The 13,335-nt window shown below is 70.9% G+C and carries 12 protein-coding genes and 1 pseudogene; 6 read left to right on the top strand and 7 right to left on the bottom strand.

The features are described from left to right. Positions 1 to 5 precede the first annotated feature (5 nt). Entirely contained in the window at positions 6 to 848 is an 843-nt protein-coding gene (locus tag E9934_RS15875) for an SDR family oxidoreductase (RefSeq protein WP_136563877.1), read from the bottom strand. 77 nt (positions 849 to 925) lie between these two features. Here E9934_RS15875 and E9934_RS15870 point away from each other — a divergent pair, with 77 nt between their 5' ends. Beyond that, positions 926 to 2,296, top strand: a complete 1,371-nt coding sequence (locus tag E9934_RS15870; RefSeq protein WP_136563876.1) for an L-serine ammonia-lyase — start codon at positions 926 to 928, stop codon at positions 2,294 to 2,296. A 186-nt stretch (positions 2,297 to 2,482) separates the two neighbouring features. Here the strand turns inward: E9934_RS15870 and E9934_RS15865 are convergent, their stop codons facing one another. Then, positions 2,483 to 3,499 carry a zinc-binding dehydrogenase gene (locus tag E9934_RS15865; protein ID WP_136563875.1) on the bottom strand — a complete coding sequence of 339 codons (1,017 nt, stop codon included), beginning with the start codon at positions 3,497 to 3,499 and terminating at the stop codon, positions 2,483 to 2,485. 88 nt (positions 3,500 to 3,587) lie between these two features. On the opposite strand from E9934_RS15865, the gene E9934_RS15860 reads away from it, so the two are divergent. From E9934_RS15860 to E9934_RS15845, 4 genes are all read left to right on the top strand, one after another. Further along, on the top strand, positions 3,588 to 5,129 hold the full coding sequence (locus tag E9934_RS15860; protein ID WP_136563874.1) for a helix-turn-helix domain-containing protein: 1,542 nt from the start codon (positions 3,588 to 3,590) through the stop codon (positions 5,127 to 5,129). A gap of 115 nt (positions 5,130 to 5,244) precedes the next feature. After that, positions 5,245 to 6,039, top strand: a complete 795-nt coding sequence (locus E9934_RS15855) for a glycerophosphodiester phosphodiesterase family protein (RefSeq protein ID WP_136563873.1) — start codon at positions 5,245 to 5,247, stop codon at positions 6,037 to 6,039. After that, entirely contained in the window at positions 6,036 to 7,409 is a 1,374-nt protein-coding gene (locus tag E9934_RS15850) for an MFS transporter (RefSeq protein WP_136563872.1), read from the top strand. Before E9934_RS15855 ends, E9934_RS15850 begins: the two co-directional genes overlap by 4 nt. Before the next feature lie 82 nt (positions 7,410 to 7,491). Next, on the top strand, positions 7,492 to 7,878 hold the full coding sequence (locus tag E9934_RS15845; RefSeq protein WP_136563871.1) for an RNA polymerase-binding protein RbpA: 387 nt from the start codon (positions 7,492 to 7,494) through the stop codon (positions 7,876 to 7,878). A gap of 24 nt (positions 7,879 to 7,902) precedes the next feature. On the opposite strand, the gene E9934_RS15840 is transcribed toward E9934_RS15845, so the two are convergent. The 4 genes from E9934_RS15840 to E9934_RS15825 all read right to left on the bottom strand — a co-directional run bounded on the left by E9934_RS15840 (position 7,903) and on the right by E9934_RS15825 (position 11,562). After that, positions 7,903 to 8,370 carry an FxsA family protein gene (locus tag E9934_RS15840; protein ID WP_202977350.1) on the bottom strand — a complete coding sequence of 156 codons (468 nt, stop codon included), beginning with the start codon at positions 8,368 to 8,370 and terminating at the stop codon, positions 7,903 to 7,905. Beyond that, entirely contained in the window at positions 8,367 to 9,146 is a 780-nt protein-coding gene (locus E9934_RS15835; protein ID WP_238695005.1) for a polyprenol monophosphomannose synthase, read from the bottom strand. Before E9934_RS15835 ends, E9934_RS15840 begins: the two co-directional genes overlap by 4 nt. Further along, positions 9,139 to 10,662 (bottom strand): apolipoprotein N-acyltransferase, encoded by a 1,524-nt coding sequence (lnt, locus tag E9934_RS15830; RefSeq protein ID WP_136563870.1) that lies wholly within the window; start codon positions 10,660 to 10,662, stop codon positions 9,139 to 9,141. Before lnt ends, E9934_RS15835 begins: the two co-directional genes overlap by 8 nt. A 435-nt stretch (positions 10,663 to 11,097) precedes the next feature. After that, positions 11,098 to 11,562 carry an Lrp/AsnC family transcriptional regulator gene (locus tag E9934_RS15825; RefSeq protein WP_136563869.1) on the bottom strand — a complete coding sequence of 155 codons (465 nt, stop codon included), beginning with the start codon at positions 11,560 to 11,562 and terminating at the stop codon, positions 11,098 to 11,100. 30 nt (positions 11,563 to 11,592) lie between these two features. On the opposite strand from E9934_RS15825, the gene E9934_RS15820 reads away from it, so the two are divergent. Then, positions 11,593 to 12,525, top strand: a complete 933-nt coding sequence (locus E9934_RS15820) for a 5'-3' exonuclease (protein WP_238695004.1) — start codon at positions 11,593 to 11,595, stop codon at positions 12,523 to 12,525. On the opposite strand, the pseudogene E9934_RS20340 reads toward E9934_RS15820, so the two are convergent. Then, positions 12,526 to 13,335, bottom strand: a pseudogene (locus tag E9934_RS20340) (DEAD/DEAH box helicase); the annotation flags it as partial.

The following is a 13,335-nucleotide window of genomic DNA, read 5'->3' as shown; positions in this document are numbered from 1 at the left end:
CGACCCTAGCGATCGACGCCGACCCATGCCTCCGATCGCTCCCAGAGATCCGCCGCGAGCTCGTCGGTGACGACCTTCGAGGGTGCCTTCTCCCGCCGGCTGTCGTAGTAGCGGCCGGTCTGGTCCGCCACGTCCGGCGAGGTCGCGCAGAAGAGCGATGTGCGGGCGCCCTGCGCCGGCGACTTCATGAAGAGCTTCATCGCGTGCCGCAGGCCCGGCGGCACCTCCCGCCACACGTCCGAGGCGATGGCTCCCGGGTGCAGGGAGTACGTCGTGACGCCCGTGCCCCGGAGCCGTCGGCCGAGCTCGCGGGCATGCAGGACGTTGGCCAGCTTCGAGACGCAGTACTCGTCGAAGGCGGTGCGCGTGACCGACGGCCGCCGGACGGCCTCCCAGTCGATCCCGGGCGCCCGGTAGTGCCCGGTGCTGGCCACGTTGACGATCCGCCCTCCCCCGCTGTCGACCACGTGGTCGCGCAGCAGCTCGGTGAACAGGAAGGTGCCGACGTGGTTGGTGCCGAAGGCGAGCTCGAAGCCGCTGGCACTCATGCCACGCTTGCCGGCCAACCCTGCGTTGTTGATGAGGACGTGGAGCGGCTCCGCTGCCTGGAGGAAGGTGGCCGCGGCCGTCCGCACCGAGTCGAGGTCGCCGAGGTCGAGGGCCAGGTAGTCGAGGTCGGTGTTGCCGGTCTGGTCGGCGATCTCGGTCATCGCCGCGCGTGTCCGGTCCTCCGAGCGTCCGGCGAGCACGACGCGTGCGCGCCGTCCCGCCAGCTCGCGGGCTGTCTCCTTGCCGATGCCGGTGTTGGCCCCCGTGATTAGGAAGGTCCGTCCACTCAGGTCGCTCATGGGCGGGATCCTGCCGGTTCCGGGAGGTCCCTGTCGTCCTCCCGTGGTCGGAGCCGGCGTCGGACTACGGTGGAGACGTGGCGTTGAGTGTCTTCGACCTCTACTCGATCGGCATCGGACCGTCGTCGTCCCACACGGTCGGGCCGATGCGAGCCGCGCGCCTGTTCGCCGAAGGGCTTGCCGAGGCCGGAGACCTCGATGCCGTGGCCCGGGTGCGCGCCGAGCTGTTCGGGTCGCTGGGAGCGACCGGTCACGGCCACGGGTCCGAGAAGGCCGTCCTGCACGGTCTGGAGGGGGCCGAGCCCGCGACCGTCGACATCGCGACCTATGACGAGCGGGCCGACGCCGTCCGCGCGACCGGGCGCCTTCGCCTCGCGGGGCGGCACGACGTCGACCTCGGCGACGACGATCTGGTGCTGCACCGGCGCCGGTCGCTGCCCGGCCATCCCAACGGCATGCGCTTCACGGCGTACGACGCCACCGGCTCCGTGGTCCGCGAGCGGATCTTCTACTCGGTCGGTGGCGGCTTCGTGGTCGACGAGCGGGCGGTGGGCGCCGACCGCGTGGTCGCTGACGAGACCCCGGTCCGGCATCCGTTCGCGACCGCTGGGGAGCTCCTCGCGGCCTGCGCGGAGCACGACCTGCGGATCAGTGACGTGATGCTGGTCAACGAGACGTCGTGGCGCACCGAGGCCGAGATCCGCTCGGGACTCCTCGGGATCTGGTCGGCGATGGCGGACTGCGTGAGCGCGGGCTGCGCGCACGAGGGCATCCTCCCGGGTGGACTGAAGGTGCCGAGGCGCGCGCCGGGCCTGCACGCCCGGCTGCTGGAGCGGACCGACGGCGCCGATCCCCTGGGGGCCATGGACTGGGTCAACCTGTGGGCGATCGCGGTCAACGAGGAGAACGCCTCGGGCGGCCGGATGGTGACCGCGCCGACCAACGGCGCGGCGGGCATCCTGCCGGCGGTGCTGCACTACTACACGCGCTTCGTCCCCGGGGCCGACGACGACGGCATCGTCCGGTTCCTGCTCACCGCCGGCGCCATCGGGGCGCTGTTCAAGCAGAACGCATCCATCTCGGGGGCCGAGGTCGGCTGCCAGGGCGAGGTCGGGTCGGCCTGCTCCATGGCCGCCGGCGGCTTCGCGGAGGTGATCGGGGCGACGCCGCCGCAGGTGGAGAACGCCGCGGAGATCGGCATCGAGCACAACCTCGGACTCACCTGCGACCCGGTGGGCGGTCTGGTCCAGATCCCCTGCATTGAGCGCAACGCGATCGCGGCGGTCAAGGCGATCAACGCGGCGCGGCTGGCCGTTGCCGGCACGGGCGCCCACACCGTCTCCCTCGACCGGGCCATCAAGACGATGCGCGACACGGGCCGCGACATGCACACGAAGTACAAGGAGACCTCGCGCGGCGGTCTCGCCGTCAACGTCATCGAGTGCTGATCAGGTGCGTGCAAATGTGACCCACGTCATGTGAGAGTGGGCCCATGAGCACCGTCGCCATCGTCGTCCTCGCCACCGCTCTCCTCGTCGCTGCGCTCTTCGGCGCGCTGTTCGGCGTCGTGTGGGTGGCGGGCAGGGCCGGGCGCCGGGCGCAGATGCGCTGACCCGGGAGCGGACGGCTGCGCCCTACGGCCGCAGCATGACCTTGATCGCGCGGCGCTCGTCCATCGCCTCGTAGCCCTGCGGCGACTCGTCGAGCGGCAGCGTGCTGTCGAAGACGAGTCCCGGCTCGATGCTGCCCGACGTGACCAGCTCCAGCAGCTCGGGCAGGTAGCGGCGTACGGGAGCCATGCCGCCACGCAGGCCGACGTTGCGGGCAAACAGGGTGCCGACCGGCAGCTTGACGCCGTGCGGGACGCCGACGAAGCCCACGCCGCCACCGGGACGGGTCGCCTCGATCGCGGTCGTCATGGCGGCGTCGGTGCCGACGCACTCCAGCGCTGCGTCGACCCCGATGCCGTCGGTCAGCTCGAGCAGCTCTGCGCGGGCCTCGTCGCCGCGGGCGGCGATGACGTGGGTGGCGCCGAAGGCGCGGGCGACGGCCTGGCGGGGCTCGTGTCGCGACATCGCGATGATCCGCTCGGCGCCCATGACGGACGCCGCGAGGACGCCGCACAGGCCGACGGCGCCGTCACCGACGACCACCACCGTGTCGCCGGCCTTGACGCCCGCGGACACGGCGGCATGCCAGCCCGTCGGCATCACGTCGGTCAGGGCGAGGACGGAGGGCAGCAGGGCATCGTCGGGAACGCCGTCGGTGGCCACCAGGCTGCCGTCCGCCTGGGTGACGCGGGCGTACTCCGCCTGGCCGCTCACGGTCATGCCGAGGTTCTGGCAGGCCGACTGTGCGCCGACGGCGCAGTGCGGGCAGGTGTTGTCGCAGTGGCAGAACGGGACGATGACGAAGTCGCCGGGCCGGAAGGCGGTGACCTCTCCCCCGACCCCCTCGACGACGCCGATGCACTCGTGGCCGATCGTGGCACCCGGCTTGATCGGGTTCTCCCCGCGATAGGGCCACAGGTCGGAGCCGCAGATGCAGCCCGCGGTCACCTTCACGATGGCGTCGGTGGGCTTGCGGATCTGGGGATCGGCCACCTCCTCGACGCGGATGTCACGGGCGGCGTGGATCGTCGTGGCGCGCATGGCACGATCCTGTCAGGGATGCCGGTCCGGCGACACGCGGCGACAGCCGGGTGTTGCTTTATCTCATATGTGAGTTACCGTCGACAGCATGACCCAGGACGAGCAGCCGGACGACTACAAGGGTCGCATCGGCAACCTGATCCGCGACGCCCGCAAGCACCGTGGCCTCACCCAGGCCCAGCTCGCGGAACGCCTCGGCACCAGCCAGAGCGCGATCAACCGCATCGAGAAGGGCCATCAGAACCTCTCCCTCGAGATGCTGGCCCGGATCGGGACCGCGCTGGACTCGGAGATCGTCGCGCTCGGCGCGGGGCCGACCCACCTGCGGGTCAAGGGCCCGACGACGCTGACCGGCAGCATCGACGTCAAGACCTCCAAGAACGCCGGTGTCGCGCTGCTGTGCGCCTCCCTGCTCAACCGGGGACGGACCACGCTGCGCAAGGTCGCCCGCATCGAGGAGGTCAACCGCCTGCTCGAGGTGCTGGCCAGCCTCGGCGTCCAGACGCGCTGGATCAACGCCGAGAACGACCTCGAGATCATCCCGCCGAAGGAGCTCGACCTCACCAAGATCGACGAGGAGGCAGCCCGGCGCACGCGCTCGGTCATCATGTTCCTCGGCCCGCTGCTCCACCGCGCGGAGACCTTCGACCTGCCCTATGCCGGGGGCTGCAACCTCGGCACCCGCACCGTCGAGCCCCACATGTCGGCGCTGCGCCCCTTCGGCCTCGACGTCAAGGCGACCGACGGCTGGTACCACGCCCAGCTCAATCGGGCGATCGAGCCCGACCGGCCCATCGTCCTGACCGAGCGCGGCGACACCGTCACCGAGAATGCGCTGATGGCCGCAGCCCTCCACCCGGGGCGCACCGTCATCCGCAACGCGTCCTCCAATTACATGGTCCAGGACCTGTGCTTCTACCTCCAGGCGCTCGGCGTCGAGGTCGAGGGCATCGGCACGACCACCCTCACCGTGACCGGTTGCGAGAGCATCGACGTCGACGTCGACTACTCCCCCAGCGAGGACCCGATCGAGGCGATGTCACTGCTCGCCGCGGCGATCGTCACCCGCTCGGAGATCACCATCCAGCGCGCGCCGATCGAGTTCCTCGAGATCGAGCTCGCGGTGCTCGAGGAGATGGGCTTCCACTACGACCTCACCGAGGAGTACCTCGCCGCCAACGGCCGCACCCGGCTCGTCGACATCACGACCCACGCCTCCGACCTCGTGGCGCCGCGCGACAAGATCCACCCGATGCCCTTCCCCGGCCTCAACATCGACAACCTGCCGTTCTTCGCGGTCATCGGCGCGGTGGCGCACGGCACGACGTACCTGCACGACTGGGTCTACGACAACCGCGCGATCTACCTCACCGAGCTCAACAAGCTCGGCGGCCGGGTGACGCTGCTCGACCCGCACCGCGTGCAGATCGAGGGACCCACCTCATGGACCGGCACGGAGCTGGTCTGCCCGCCCGCGCTGCGTCCGGCCGTCGTGGTCCTGCTGGCGATGCTGGCGAGCAAGGGCACCTCGGTGCTGCGCAGCACCTACGTCATCCACCGTGGCTACGAGGACCTCGCCGAGAGGCTCAGCTCCCTGGGCGCCGAGATCGAGACGTTCAGGGACATCTGAGACGCCCGCTGCCGAGCCTGCGAGGCAGCGGATCAGCGGCCAGGTCGAGTAGCGCCGCTGCCGAGCCTGCGAGGCAGCGACGCGCGTACCGAGACCGAGTCAGCCAGGAGACCAGATGTCCCCCTATCTCCCCCAGGGCCGGATCCTCGCCTTCGCCCACCGCGGTGGGGCCTATCACCCCGAGATCGAGGGTCTGGAGAACACGCTGGCCGCCTTCCGGCACGCCAGCGCGCTCGGTTACGACTACCTCGAGACCGACGTCCACCTGACCGCCGACGGCGTGCTCCTCGCCTTCCACGACGACGTCCTCGACCGCGTGTGCGACCAGAAGGGCGCGATCCGCGACCTCACCCTGGCCGAGGTACGACGAGCCAGGATCGGCGGGCGCGAGGAGATCCCGACGCTGGTCGACCTGATCGATGCGTTCCCGGACGCGCGGTTCAACATCGACATCAAGGCCGACGGCGCGGTGGACGCCCTCGCCCGGCTCGTCCGTGAGCGGGACCTGTGGGACCGGGTCCTGATCGGGTCGTTCTCGCGGTCCCGGATCCGCCGCTTCCGTGCGCTGACCGAGGGCCGGGTGCCGACCGCGGCCGACCCGTGGCAGGTCGTCGCGTTCCGGCTCTCCCCCACCGCAGGCATCGCCCGGCGCCTGGCCGGCGACGGGTTCGTCGCCTTCCAGGTCCCGCACCGTCGCAAGGGCCTCCGGGTGGTCACGCCCGGCTTCGTGCGGCGCGCGCACGCCGCCGGCCACCAGGTCCACGTGTGGACCATCGACGACCCCGCCGAGATGGTCGAGCTGCTGGACCGCAGCGTCGACGGCCTCTTCACGGATCGCACCGACCTGCTCAAGGATGTGCTCGAGGGACGCGGTCAGTGGCGGCCGCCGTCGGGAGGGACGACCACATGAGCAGCGCCGGCATCGCCGACCTGGGTCCGCTCAACCGGAGGAAGGAGCAGCGGGCCTGGTTCTTCTACGACTGGGCCAACTCGGCCTTCGCGACGACCATCGCCGGGGTCCTCTTCGCGCCCTACCTGATCTCGATCGCCGAGCAGGCGGCCTGCGGCTTCGTCGGGGACGACGACCGCACTTGCCGGGAGAGCCTCGACGTGCTCGGCCTCGCGATCTCGCCGGGGTCGCTGCCGTCGTACGTCATCACCCTGTCGACGGTGCTCGGAGCCCTGCTCTACCCCCTGATCGGCGCGATCGCCGACCGGACGGCGCACAAGCCCGCCCTGCTGGCCGGCTTCGCGTGGACCGGCGCGACCGCGGCAGGCCTGTTGTTCTTCCTGGTGGGTGACAACTGGCTGTTCGGGAGCCTCGTCTTCATCGTGGCCAACCTGGCCTTCGGCGCGTCCACCGTCATCAACGACGCGATCCTGCCCCTCATCTCCGAGGAGTCGGAGCGGGACCGGGTCTCGTCCATCGGCTGGGCCTACGGCTATGCCGGCGGGGGCCTGCTGCTCGCCGTCAACTTCGCCGTGGTGACCTTCCACGACAGCCTCGGGCTGAGCACGTCGACGGCCGTCCGGCTCTGCATGCTCTCGGGAGCGGTCTGGTGGGCCGCGTGGACGATCATCCCGTGGCGCGGGATCAGGCCGCATGCGCCGGCGGCGGTGGAGCAGGTCGAGGGCGGCCTGTTGGCCCGCTCGTTCGGGCAGCTGTGGGCGACGCTGAAGGACCTGCGCAACTATCCCGTCGCGCTGACCTTCCTGGTCGCCTACCTGTTCTTCAACGACGGCATCCAGACGGTCATCGCGTCGGCGGCCATCTTCGGTGAGAAGGAGCTCGGCTTCGGGACCGGGACCGTCCTCGGCACCTATCTGTTGGTGCAGTTCGTCGCCGTGTTCGGCGCCATCGGCTTCGGCCGCGCTGCCCGCCGCTACGGCGCCAAGCGGGTCATCCTCGTCGGGCTGCTGGGCTGGATGGGCATCGTCACCGTCGCCCTCGCCGTCCCGGACGGGGCCCTGATCCCGTTCCTGGTGCTCGGCGTCGCGATCGGCGTGGTGCTGGGCGGCACGCAGGCCCTCGCCCGCTCGTACTTCTCGCTGTTCATCCCGGCAGGCAAGGAAGCGGAGTTCTTCAGCCTCTATCACGCGATGGACCGTGGGACGTCCTGGCTCGGCACCCTGACGTTCGGTCTCGTCTACCAGCTGACCGACTCCTACCGTCCCGCGATCTTCGCGCTGATCGTCTTCTTCGCGATCGGCGGGCTCCTGCTGCTGCGCGTCGACACCGAGCGGGGCATCCGGGAGGCCGGCAACGCCCGGATTGTCTGACAGAAACCTCCCCGGGAGTGGAACCATTGACCGACGGGTAACGTTGAGAGGTCAGAGACGAAACACGGGAGGTGGAGTTCTCATGGCTGAACGGACACTACGCGGGGCCCGACTGGGGGGTCAGTCCTTCGAGGACGAGCGCGGCATCGAGTTCGCGGCGCGCCAGCAGGTCGGTTATCGCTGCGCCCAGGGGCACGAGTTCGAGATCACGATGTCGGTCGAGGCCGACGTCCCGGCGGTGTGGGAATGCCCCCGTTGTGGACTCGAGGCCGAGTCGACTGCCGGCATCGAGCGTGAGGTGAAGGCGGAGAAGCCGCAGCGCACCCACTGGGACATGCTGCTCGAGCGACGCTCGGAGAAGGAGCTCGAGGAGATCCTCACCGAGCGCCTCGAGCTGCTGCGTGGCGGGGAGATCGGTCCCGCCCACCTGCACCGCGCCAACCAGCGCAAGAAGAAGGCCAAGGCCTGATCCGCCCGATCAGGTGACGCCGGCTCACTCGCCGTCGTCGATCACCTCGCCCCGGACCACTTCTGGTCCGGGGCGAGGTGCGTTCCGGCGGGCGGGTGTGGCGACCCGCCGCACGGCGTACGACGTGATGAGCCCCCGGAAGAGCGGGCGGGTGACCGGCAGGATGAGCAGGATGCCGACGACGTCGGTCACGAAGCCGGGGCTGAGCATCAGTGCGCCGCCGAGGACGATGAGCGCGCCGTCGGCGAGCTCGCGGGCCGGCAGCGCGCCGGTCTCGACCCGCTCGCGCAGGGCTGCCCACGCCTTCCTGCCCTCGCGCTTGATCAGCCAGGCGCCCAGGATGCTGTCGACGACCAGCAGCAGGATGGTCCACCACGGGCCGATGACCTGCCCGATCTGGATCAGGACGTAGATCTCGGCGATCGGCACCAGCAGGAACGCCAGGAGCACGGCCGCGGTCAGCCGGCGGCGGCGCCGCTCCGGCGAGCTCACGGCCGACCTCCGCGGGTGGCGCGGGTCCGGAGCTGGGCGACCCGCTCCCCCAGGCCCCACCGGGTGATCCGGCCGAGCGACTCGGCGGCGATCTGGGGGCTCATCTTCGACTCGCCCCGGACCCGCTCGACGAACTCGATCGGCACCTCACGCACGGTGAGGCCGGCGTGCAGGGCGCGGGCCACGAGGTCGGTCTGGAAGACGTAGCCGGTGGAGCGGACGCTCTCCAGGCGCAGCTTCTCCAGGGTCGTGCGGCGATAGAGCCGGAATCCGGCGGTCGCGTCGTGGACCGGGATGCCGAGCAGCAGGCGCACGTAGAGGTTGCCGCCGCGCGAGAGCAGCTCGCGCTGCCAGGGCCAGTTGACGATGGAGCCACCGGGCACCCAGCGCGAGCCGATGACGAGGTCGGCATCCATCAGTCCCACGAGCAGCCGGCCGAGCTGCTCGGGCTGGTGCGACCCGTCGGCATCCATCTCGCCGATCACGTCGTAGCCCTCGGCGAGCGCCCACGCGAAGCCCGCGAGGTAGGCCGCCCCGAGCCCGCCCTTCGCGGAGCGGTGCAGCACGTGCACCTGCGGGTCCGCCGCCGTGAGGGCGTCGGCCACCGCCCCGGTGCCGTCCGGGGAGCCGTCGTCGACCACCAGGACGTCGACACTCGGCTGGCAGGCGCGCAGCCGTCCGACGATCCACGCCAGGTTGTCGACCTCGTTGAAGGTCGGCAGGACCATCACGACGCGACCGAGCGCCGGCAGGTGGTCGTTGCTGGTCTCAGGCACCTTCGGGCTCCTCGATCCGCTCCGGCAGCGGATCCGTGTCGTTCTCTCGCTGTCGACGGTACGCGACCACGCCAGCCGCGAGGGCGCCCAGCGTCATCATCATCAGCAGCCGGGTGGGCCAGGGGCCCAGCCACATGGCTGGGGTGAGCCCCGTGCTCAGCCCGACCTCCTCGACGAGCACCGCGGTGGTGCGGATGCCGGCGGTCGCGACGACACTGCCGTCGGGGTCGATGACGCCGGTCCGCCCGTTGGTCGAGGCGACCGTCAACCAACGCCCTGCCTCGATCGCCCGCAGCCGGGTGATGGCGAACTGCTGCTCGATCTGGAAGGTGTTGATGAAGCTGGCGTTGCTCGTCTGGACGACGAGGAGCTCGGCGCCGTCACGGACCTGGGCTGGCATCACGTCGTCGTAGGCGACGTCGAAGCAGATGGCGTCCGCGACGGGGATGCCGGCGATGTCGAGCGGATCGGTGCGCGTGCCGCTCTTCATGTCGCGCGAGATGAGGGCCAGCTGGCCGAACTCGGGGTCCCAGATGTCGCGGAAGGGGATGTATTCGCCGTAGGGCACCGGGTGGTGCTTGGTGTAGCGCTCGCCGGGGCCGCTGACCGGGTCCCACACGATCCCCTGGTTGAGGACGTGGTCATAGCCCTCGGACACCATCCCGCCGACGACGACCGGCACCCGGATCGCGTCGACCGCACGCTGGATGCCGGCGTTGACCTCGGAGTCGGAGAAGGGGTCGCTGGCCGTCGAGTTCTCCGGCCACAGCACGAAGTCGGGCGCCGGGCTGTCGCCCTGCTCGACCCGTGTCGCCAGGTCGACCGTCGCCGCGACGTGGTTCTCGGTGACCCCGAGGGGGTCGTAGAGGATGTTGTTGCCGGGGCCGGGCACGTTGCCCTGCACGACGGCCACGGTCGCCTTGCCGGACTCCTCCACGTCGTACGACAGGAGAGCGGGGAGCACGAGGACGGCCAGTGTCGCGACGACGGCACAGATGCGCAGCCGGGCCCGGTCCTCGGCGACGGCGGCCAGGGTGAAGCCGAGGAGCGCCAGCAGGAACGACAGACCCGTCATCCCGGCCCACGCGACCGCCGGGGCCGCCGGGGTGTCGATGCTGGCGAAGGCGAGACGGCCCCAGGGCATGCCGCTGAACGGCCAGCCGCTGCGCACCGTCTCCATCGTGGCCCACGCCGCGGCCATCCACAGCGGCCACGCCGGGAGCCGGCGCAGCAGGGGCGCGAGGGCGCCCAGGACGCCGTAGAAGGCGGCCTCGATGCCGGCCAGCGCCAGCCAGGCATCGGTGCCGATGGACTCGCTCATCCAGTAGATGTGCGTGAAGTAGAACGACACCCCGAAGCACAGGCCGATCAGCCCGGCCCGCGGCGCGGACAGGTCCCGGAGCGCCCAGGCGAAGCAGGCCACGCCGAACGGAAGCAGCCAGGGCAGCGCGATCGGTTCGAAGGCGGCGAACAGCAGCAGCCCTCCGAGGATCCCCACACCCGACCGCCGCAGCACGACGTGAGCCTACTGATCCGGTCGAGGGACGTCGGCAGCGCCCGCTCTGCAGGCGCGGAAGGGTCGGGCCGCCTTCGGACCATCGCGGCGTCCGACCGGCTGCCGGCGCGCGCGACGTTGTCTAGGGAGACCCGAGCCCTTCCGGTCCACTCTCGAGGAGCGAACCGACCTCCGCGAACCGCCTTGGCTGGAGCTGGTGCTACTCCCCCAACGAACGGCCACTCGGACGTCGGTCCGCTGTCCACGACCTGCACGAGCGAACGGTTCCGTACTCTGGTCAGCCGTCCGGCGACTGTCAACCGGACGCTGACCTGCACTGATACACGTTCTCGCAGGTCAGCGACGCGCCCCGGACACGGAAAAATCTCGAAAAAACCCGAGATCCCTCGGCGTGTCGGACACGGCGCGCCGAGACGTCCGCCCCGGAGGCGACGATCAGCCGGAGACCGGCCGGTTCTCGTAGTACGTCGACAACACGATCGTCGTGCGGGTGGAGACGTTGGCCGCGGTCCGGATCCGGCCCAGCAGTCCCTCGAGCTCGGCCGGCGTCGTGGTCCGGACCTTGACGACGTAGGACTCCTCGCCGGCCACCGACCAGCACGACTCGATCTCCGGCATCGTGATCAGCCGCTCGGGGCAGTCGTCCTTCTGGGACGGGTCGATCGGGCGGATCGCGATGAACGCGGTCAGCGGCACGCCGATCTCGGCGTAGTTGACCGTCGCGCCGTAGCCGAGGATCAGGCCCCGCTGCTCCAGGCGCTTGACGCGCTGGTGGACCGCCGAGGTCGACAGCCCGGTCGCTCGGCCGAGATCGGTGTAGGACATCCGACCGTCCTTGGCCAGGAGCTCCAGGATCTGCCGGTCGGTTGCCTCGACAGGCGGCGTGTTGCTCTGGCTCACGCGGCGAAGCCTAATCGCTAGGCTGATCCGGTGACGCAGCGACTGCTCCTGCTGGACACCGCCGGACTCTATTTCAGGGCCTTCTTCGGTGCGCCCGAGATCCTCTCCCCCGACGGCACCAACGTGAACGCCGTCCGGGGCATCCTCGGCTACCTGTCCCAGCTCGTCGACCAGTACCAGCCGACGCACCTCGCGTGCTGCTGGGACGACGACTGGCGGCCACAGTGGCGGGTGGACCTGATCCCCAGCTACAAGGCGCACCGCGTCGTCGAGGTGGTCGCGGAGGCTCCCGATGTCGAGGAGGTGCCCGACCCGCTCGAGGTCCAGGTGCCGGTGATCCGCGAGGTCCTCGAGGCGTTCGGCTTCGCCGTCATCGGCGCACCCGGCTATGAGGCCGATGACGTGATCGGCACCCTCGCGACCGGGGCGGGCATGCCGGTCGACGTGGTCACCGGCGACCGCGACCTCTTCCAGCTCGTCGACGATGCCGCCGGCGTGCGGGTGCTCTACGTCGGCAAGGGTGTGGGTCGCCACGAGCGGGTCGACGAGGAGTGGGTGCTGGCGAAGTACGGCATCCGTGCCGACCAGTACGCCGACTTCGCCACCCTGCGCGGCGATGCCTCCGACGGCCTGCCCGGCGTCAAGGGCGTCGGTGAGAAGACCGCGGCCACGCTCCTGCAGAAGTACGGCGACATCGACGGCATCGTCGCGGCCGTGGCGGACCCCGGCTCCGACCTCGGCCCCGGCCCTCGACTCAAGATCCGCGACGCCGCTCCCTACCTGGAGGTCGCGCCGACGGTCGTCGCCGTCGCCCGCGACATCGACCTCCCCCGCGACGGCTTGGCGCTGCCGGCGGCTCCCGTCGACCCGGCCGGCCTCGCCGAGCTGACCGAGCGGTGGGGTCTCGCCAGCCCGGTCGAGCGTCTGACCGGCGTGCTCGCCGCCCTGCCCGCGCTCAGTTGATCACTGGTCGGCCGCGACGATCCCGCGGCGCAGCAGTCGGACGAGCTCGCGGGCGGTGTCGCGGATCGGCGTGCCGGCCGCGGCGTCGGCGATCTGGCCGGCGAAGTCGATCAGCTGCTTCATCTGACGCACGAAGTCGCCCGCGGTCTGGTCGTTGCGGGTGATGATCTCGTCGAGGTCCTGGCCCTCGGCCCAGCGGTAGGCGGTCCACGCGAAGCCCGCGTCCGGACGCCGCAGGAAGTCGAGCCGGTGCTTCCTCTCGACCTGCTCCAGGTCGGCCCACAGCCGGGTGATGGCCTCGATCGTGACTGCGATCGCACCGCCGGGGACGCTGGGCGGGGCCTCCTCGGGCCGGCGGGACTCATAGACGAGTGACGACAGCACGGCGCCGAGCTGCGCTGGCCCGAGGTCGTCGAGGAGCCCCGTGCGCAGCGCCTCGGCCGCCACGAGGTCGAGCTCGGAGTAGATCCGCATCAGACCGCGACCGCGCTCGGTGACGGCGTCCTCCTCGAGATAGCCGAGCACGTCGAGCACCTCGCAGACCCGGTCGAAGGTGCGGGCGACGGTGTTGGTGCGTCGCTCGATGCGCTGCGCGAGCGTCTGCGTGTCGCGCTCGAGCTTGGCGTGCCGCTCGGCCCACCGCGAGTGGTCCTCGCGCTCGGCACAACCGTGGCAGGGGTGCTCGCGCACCTGCTGGCGCAGCGCCGCGATCTGGCGGGCCACCTCCTCATCCACGGGACCACGCTCGGCCCGGGGGCGGGTCGTGGACAGCGGGAGCGAGCGGATCGCCGCCCGCAGCGCCTGCGCGAC

Source organism: Nocardioides caeni, from assembly GCF_004912195.1.
Lineage (GTDB): Bacteria > Actinomycetota > Actinomycetes > Propionibacteriales > Nocardioidaceae > Nocardioides > Nocardioides caeni.
The sequence above is the reverse complement of the archived record's forward strand: the minus strand, read 5'-3'. Positions and strand labels throughout refer to the sequence as shown.

What these genes read in the sequence shown, in the direction of transcription:
- E9934_RS15875 (WP_136563877.1), bottom strand. Translation starts at nt 848, where the DNA reads ATGAGCGACCTGAGTGGACGGACCTTCCTAATCACGGGGGCCAACACC.
- E9934_RS15850 (WP_136563872.1), top strand. Translation starts at nt 6,036, where the DNA reads ATGAGCAGCGCCGGCATCGCCGACCTGGGTCCGCTCAACCGGAGGAAG.
- E9934_RS15860 (WP_136563874.1), top strand. Translation starts at nt 3,588, where the DNA reads ATGACCCAGGACGAGCAGCCGGACGACTACAAGGGTCGCATCGGCAAC.
- E9934_RS15855 (WP_136563873.1), top strand. Translation starts at nt 5,245, where the DNA reads ATGTCCCCCTATCTCCCCCAGGGCCGGATCCTCGCCTTCGCCCACCGC.
- E9934_RS15845 (WP_136563871.1), top strand. Translation starts at nt 7,492, where the DNA reads ATGGCTGAACGGACACTACGCGGGGCCCGACTGGGGGGTCAGTCCTTC.
- E9934_RS15865 (WP_136563875.1), bottom strand. Translation starts at nt 3,499, where the DNA reads ATGCGCGCCACGACGATCCACGCCGCCCGTGACATCCGCGTCGAGGAG.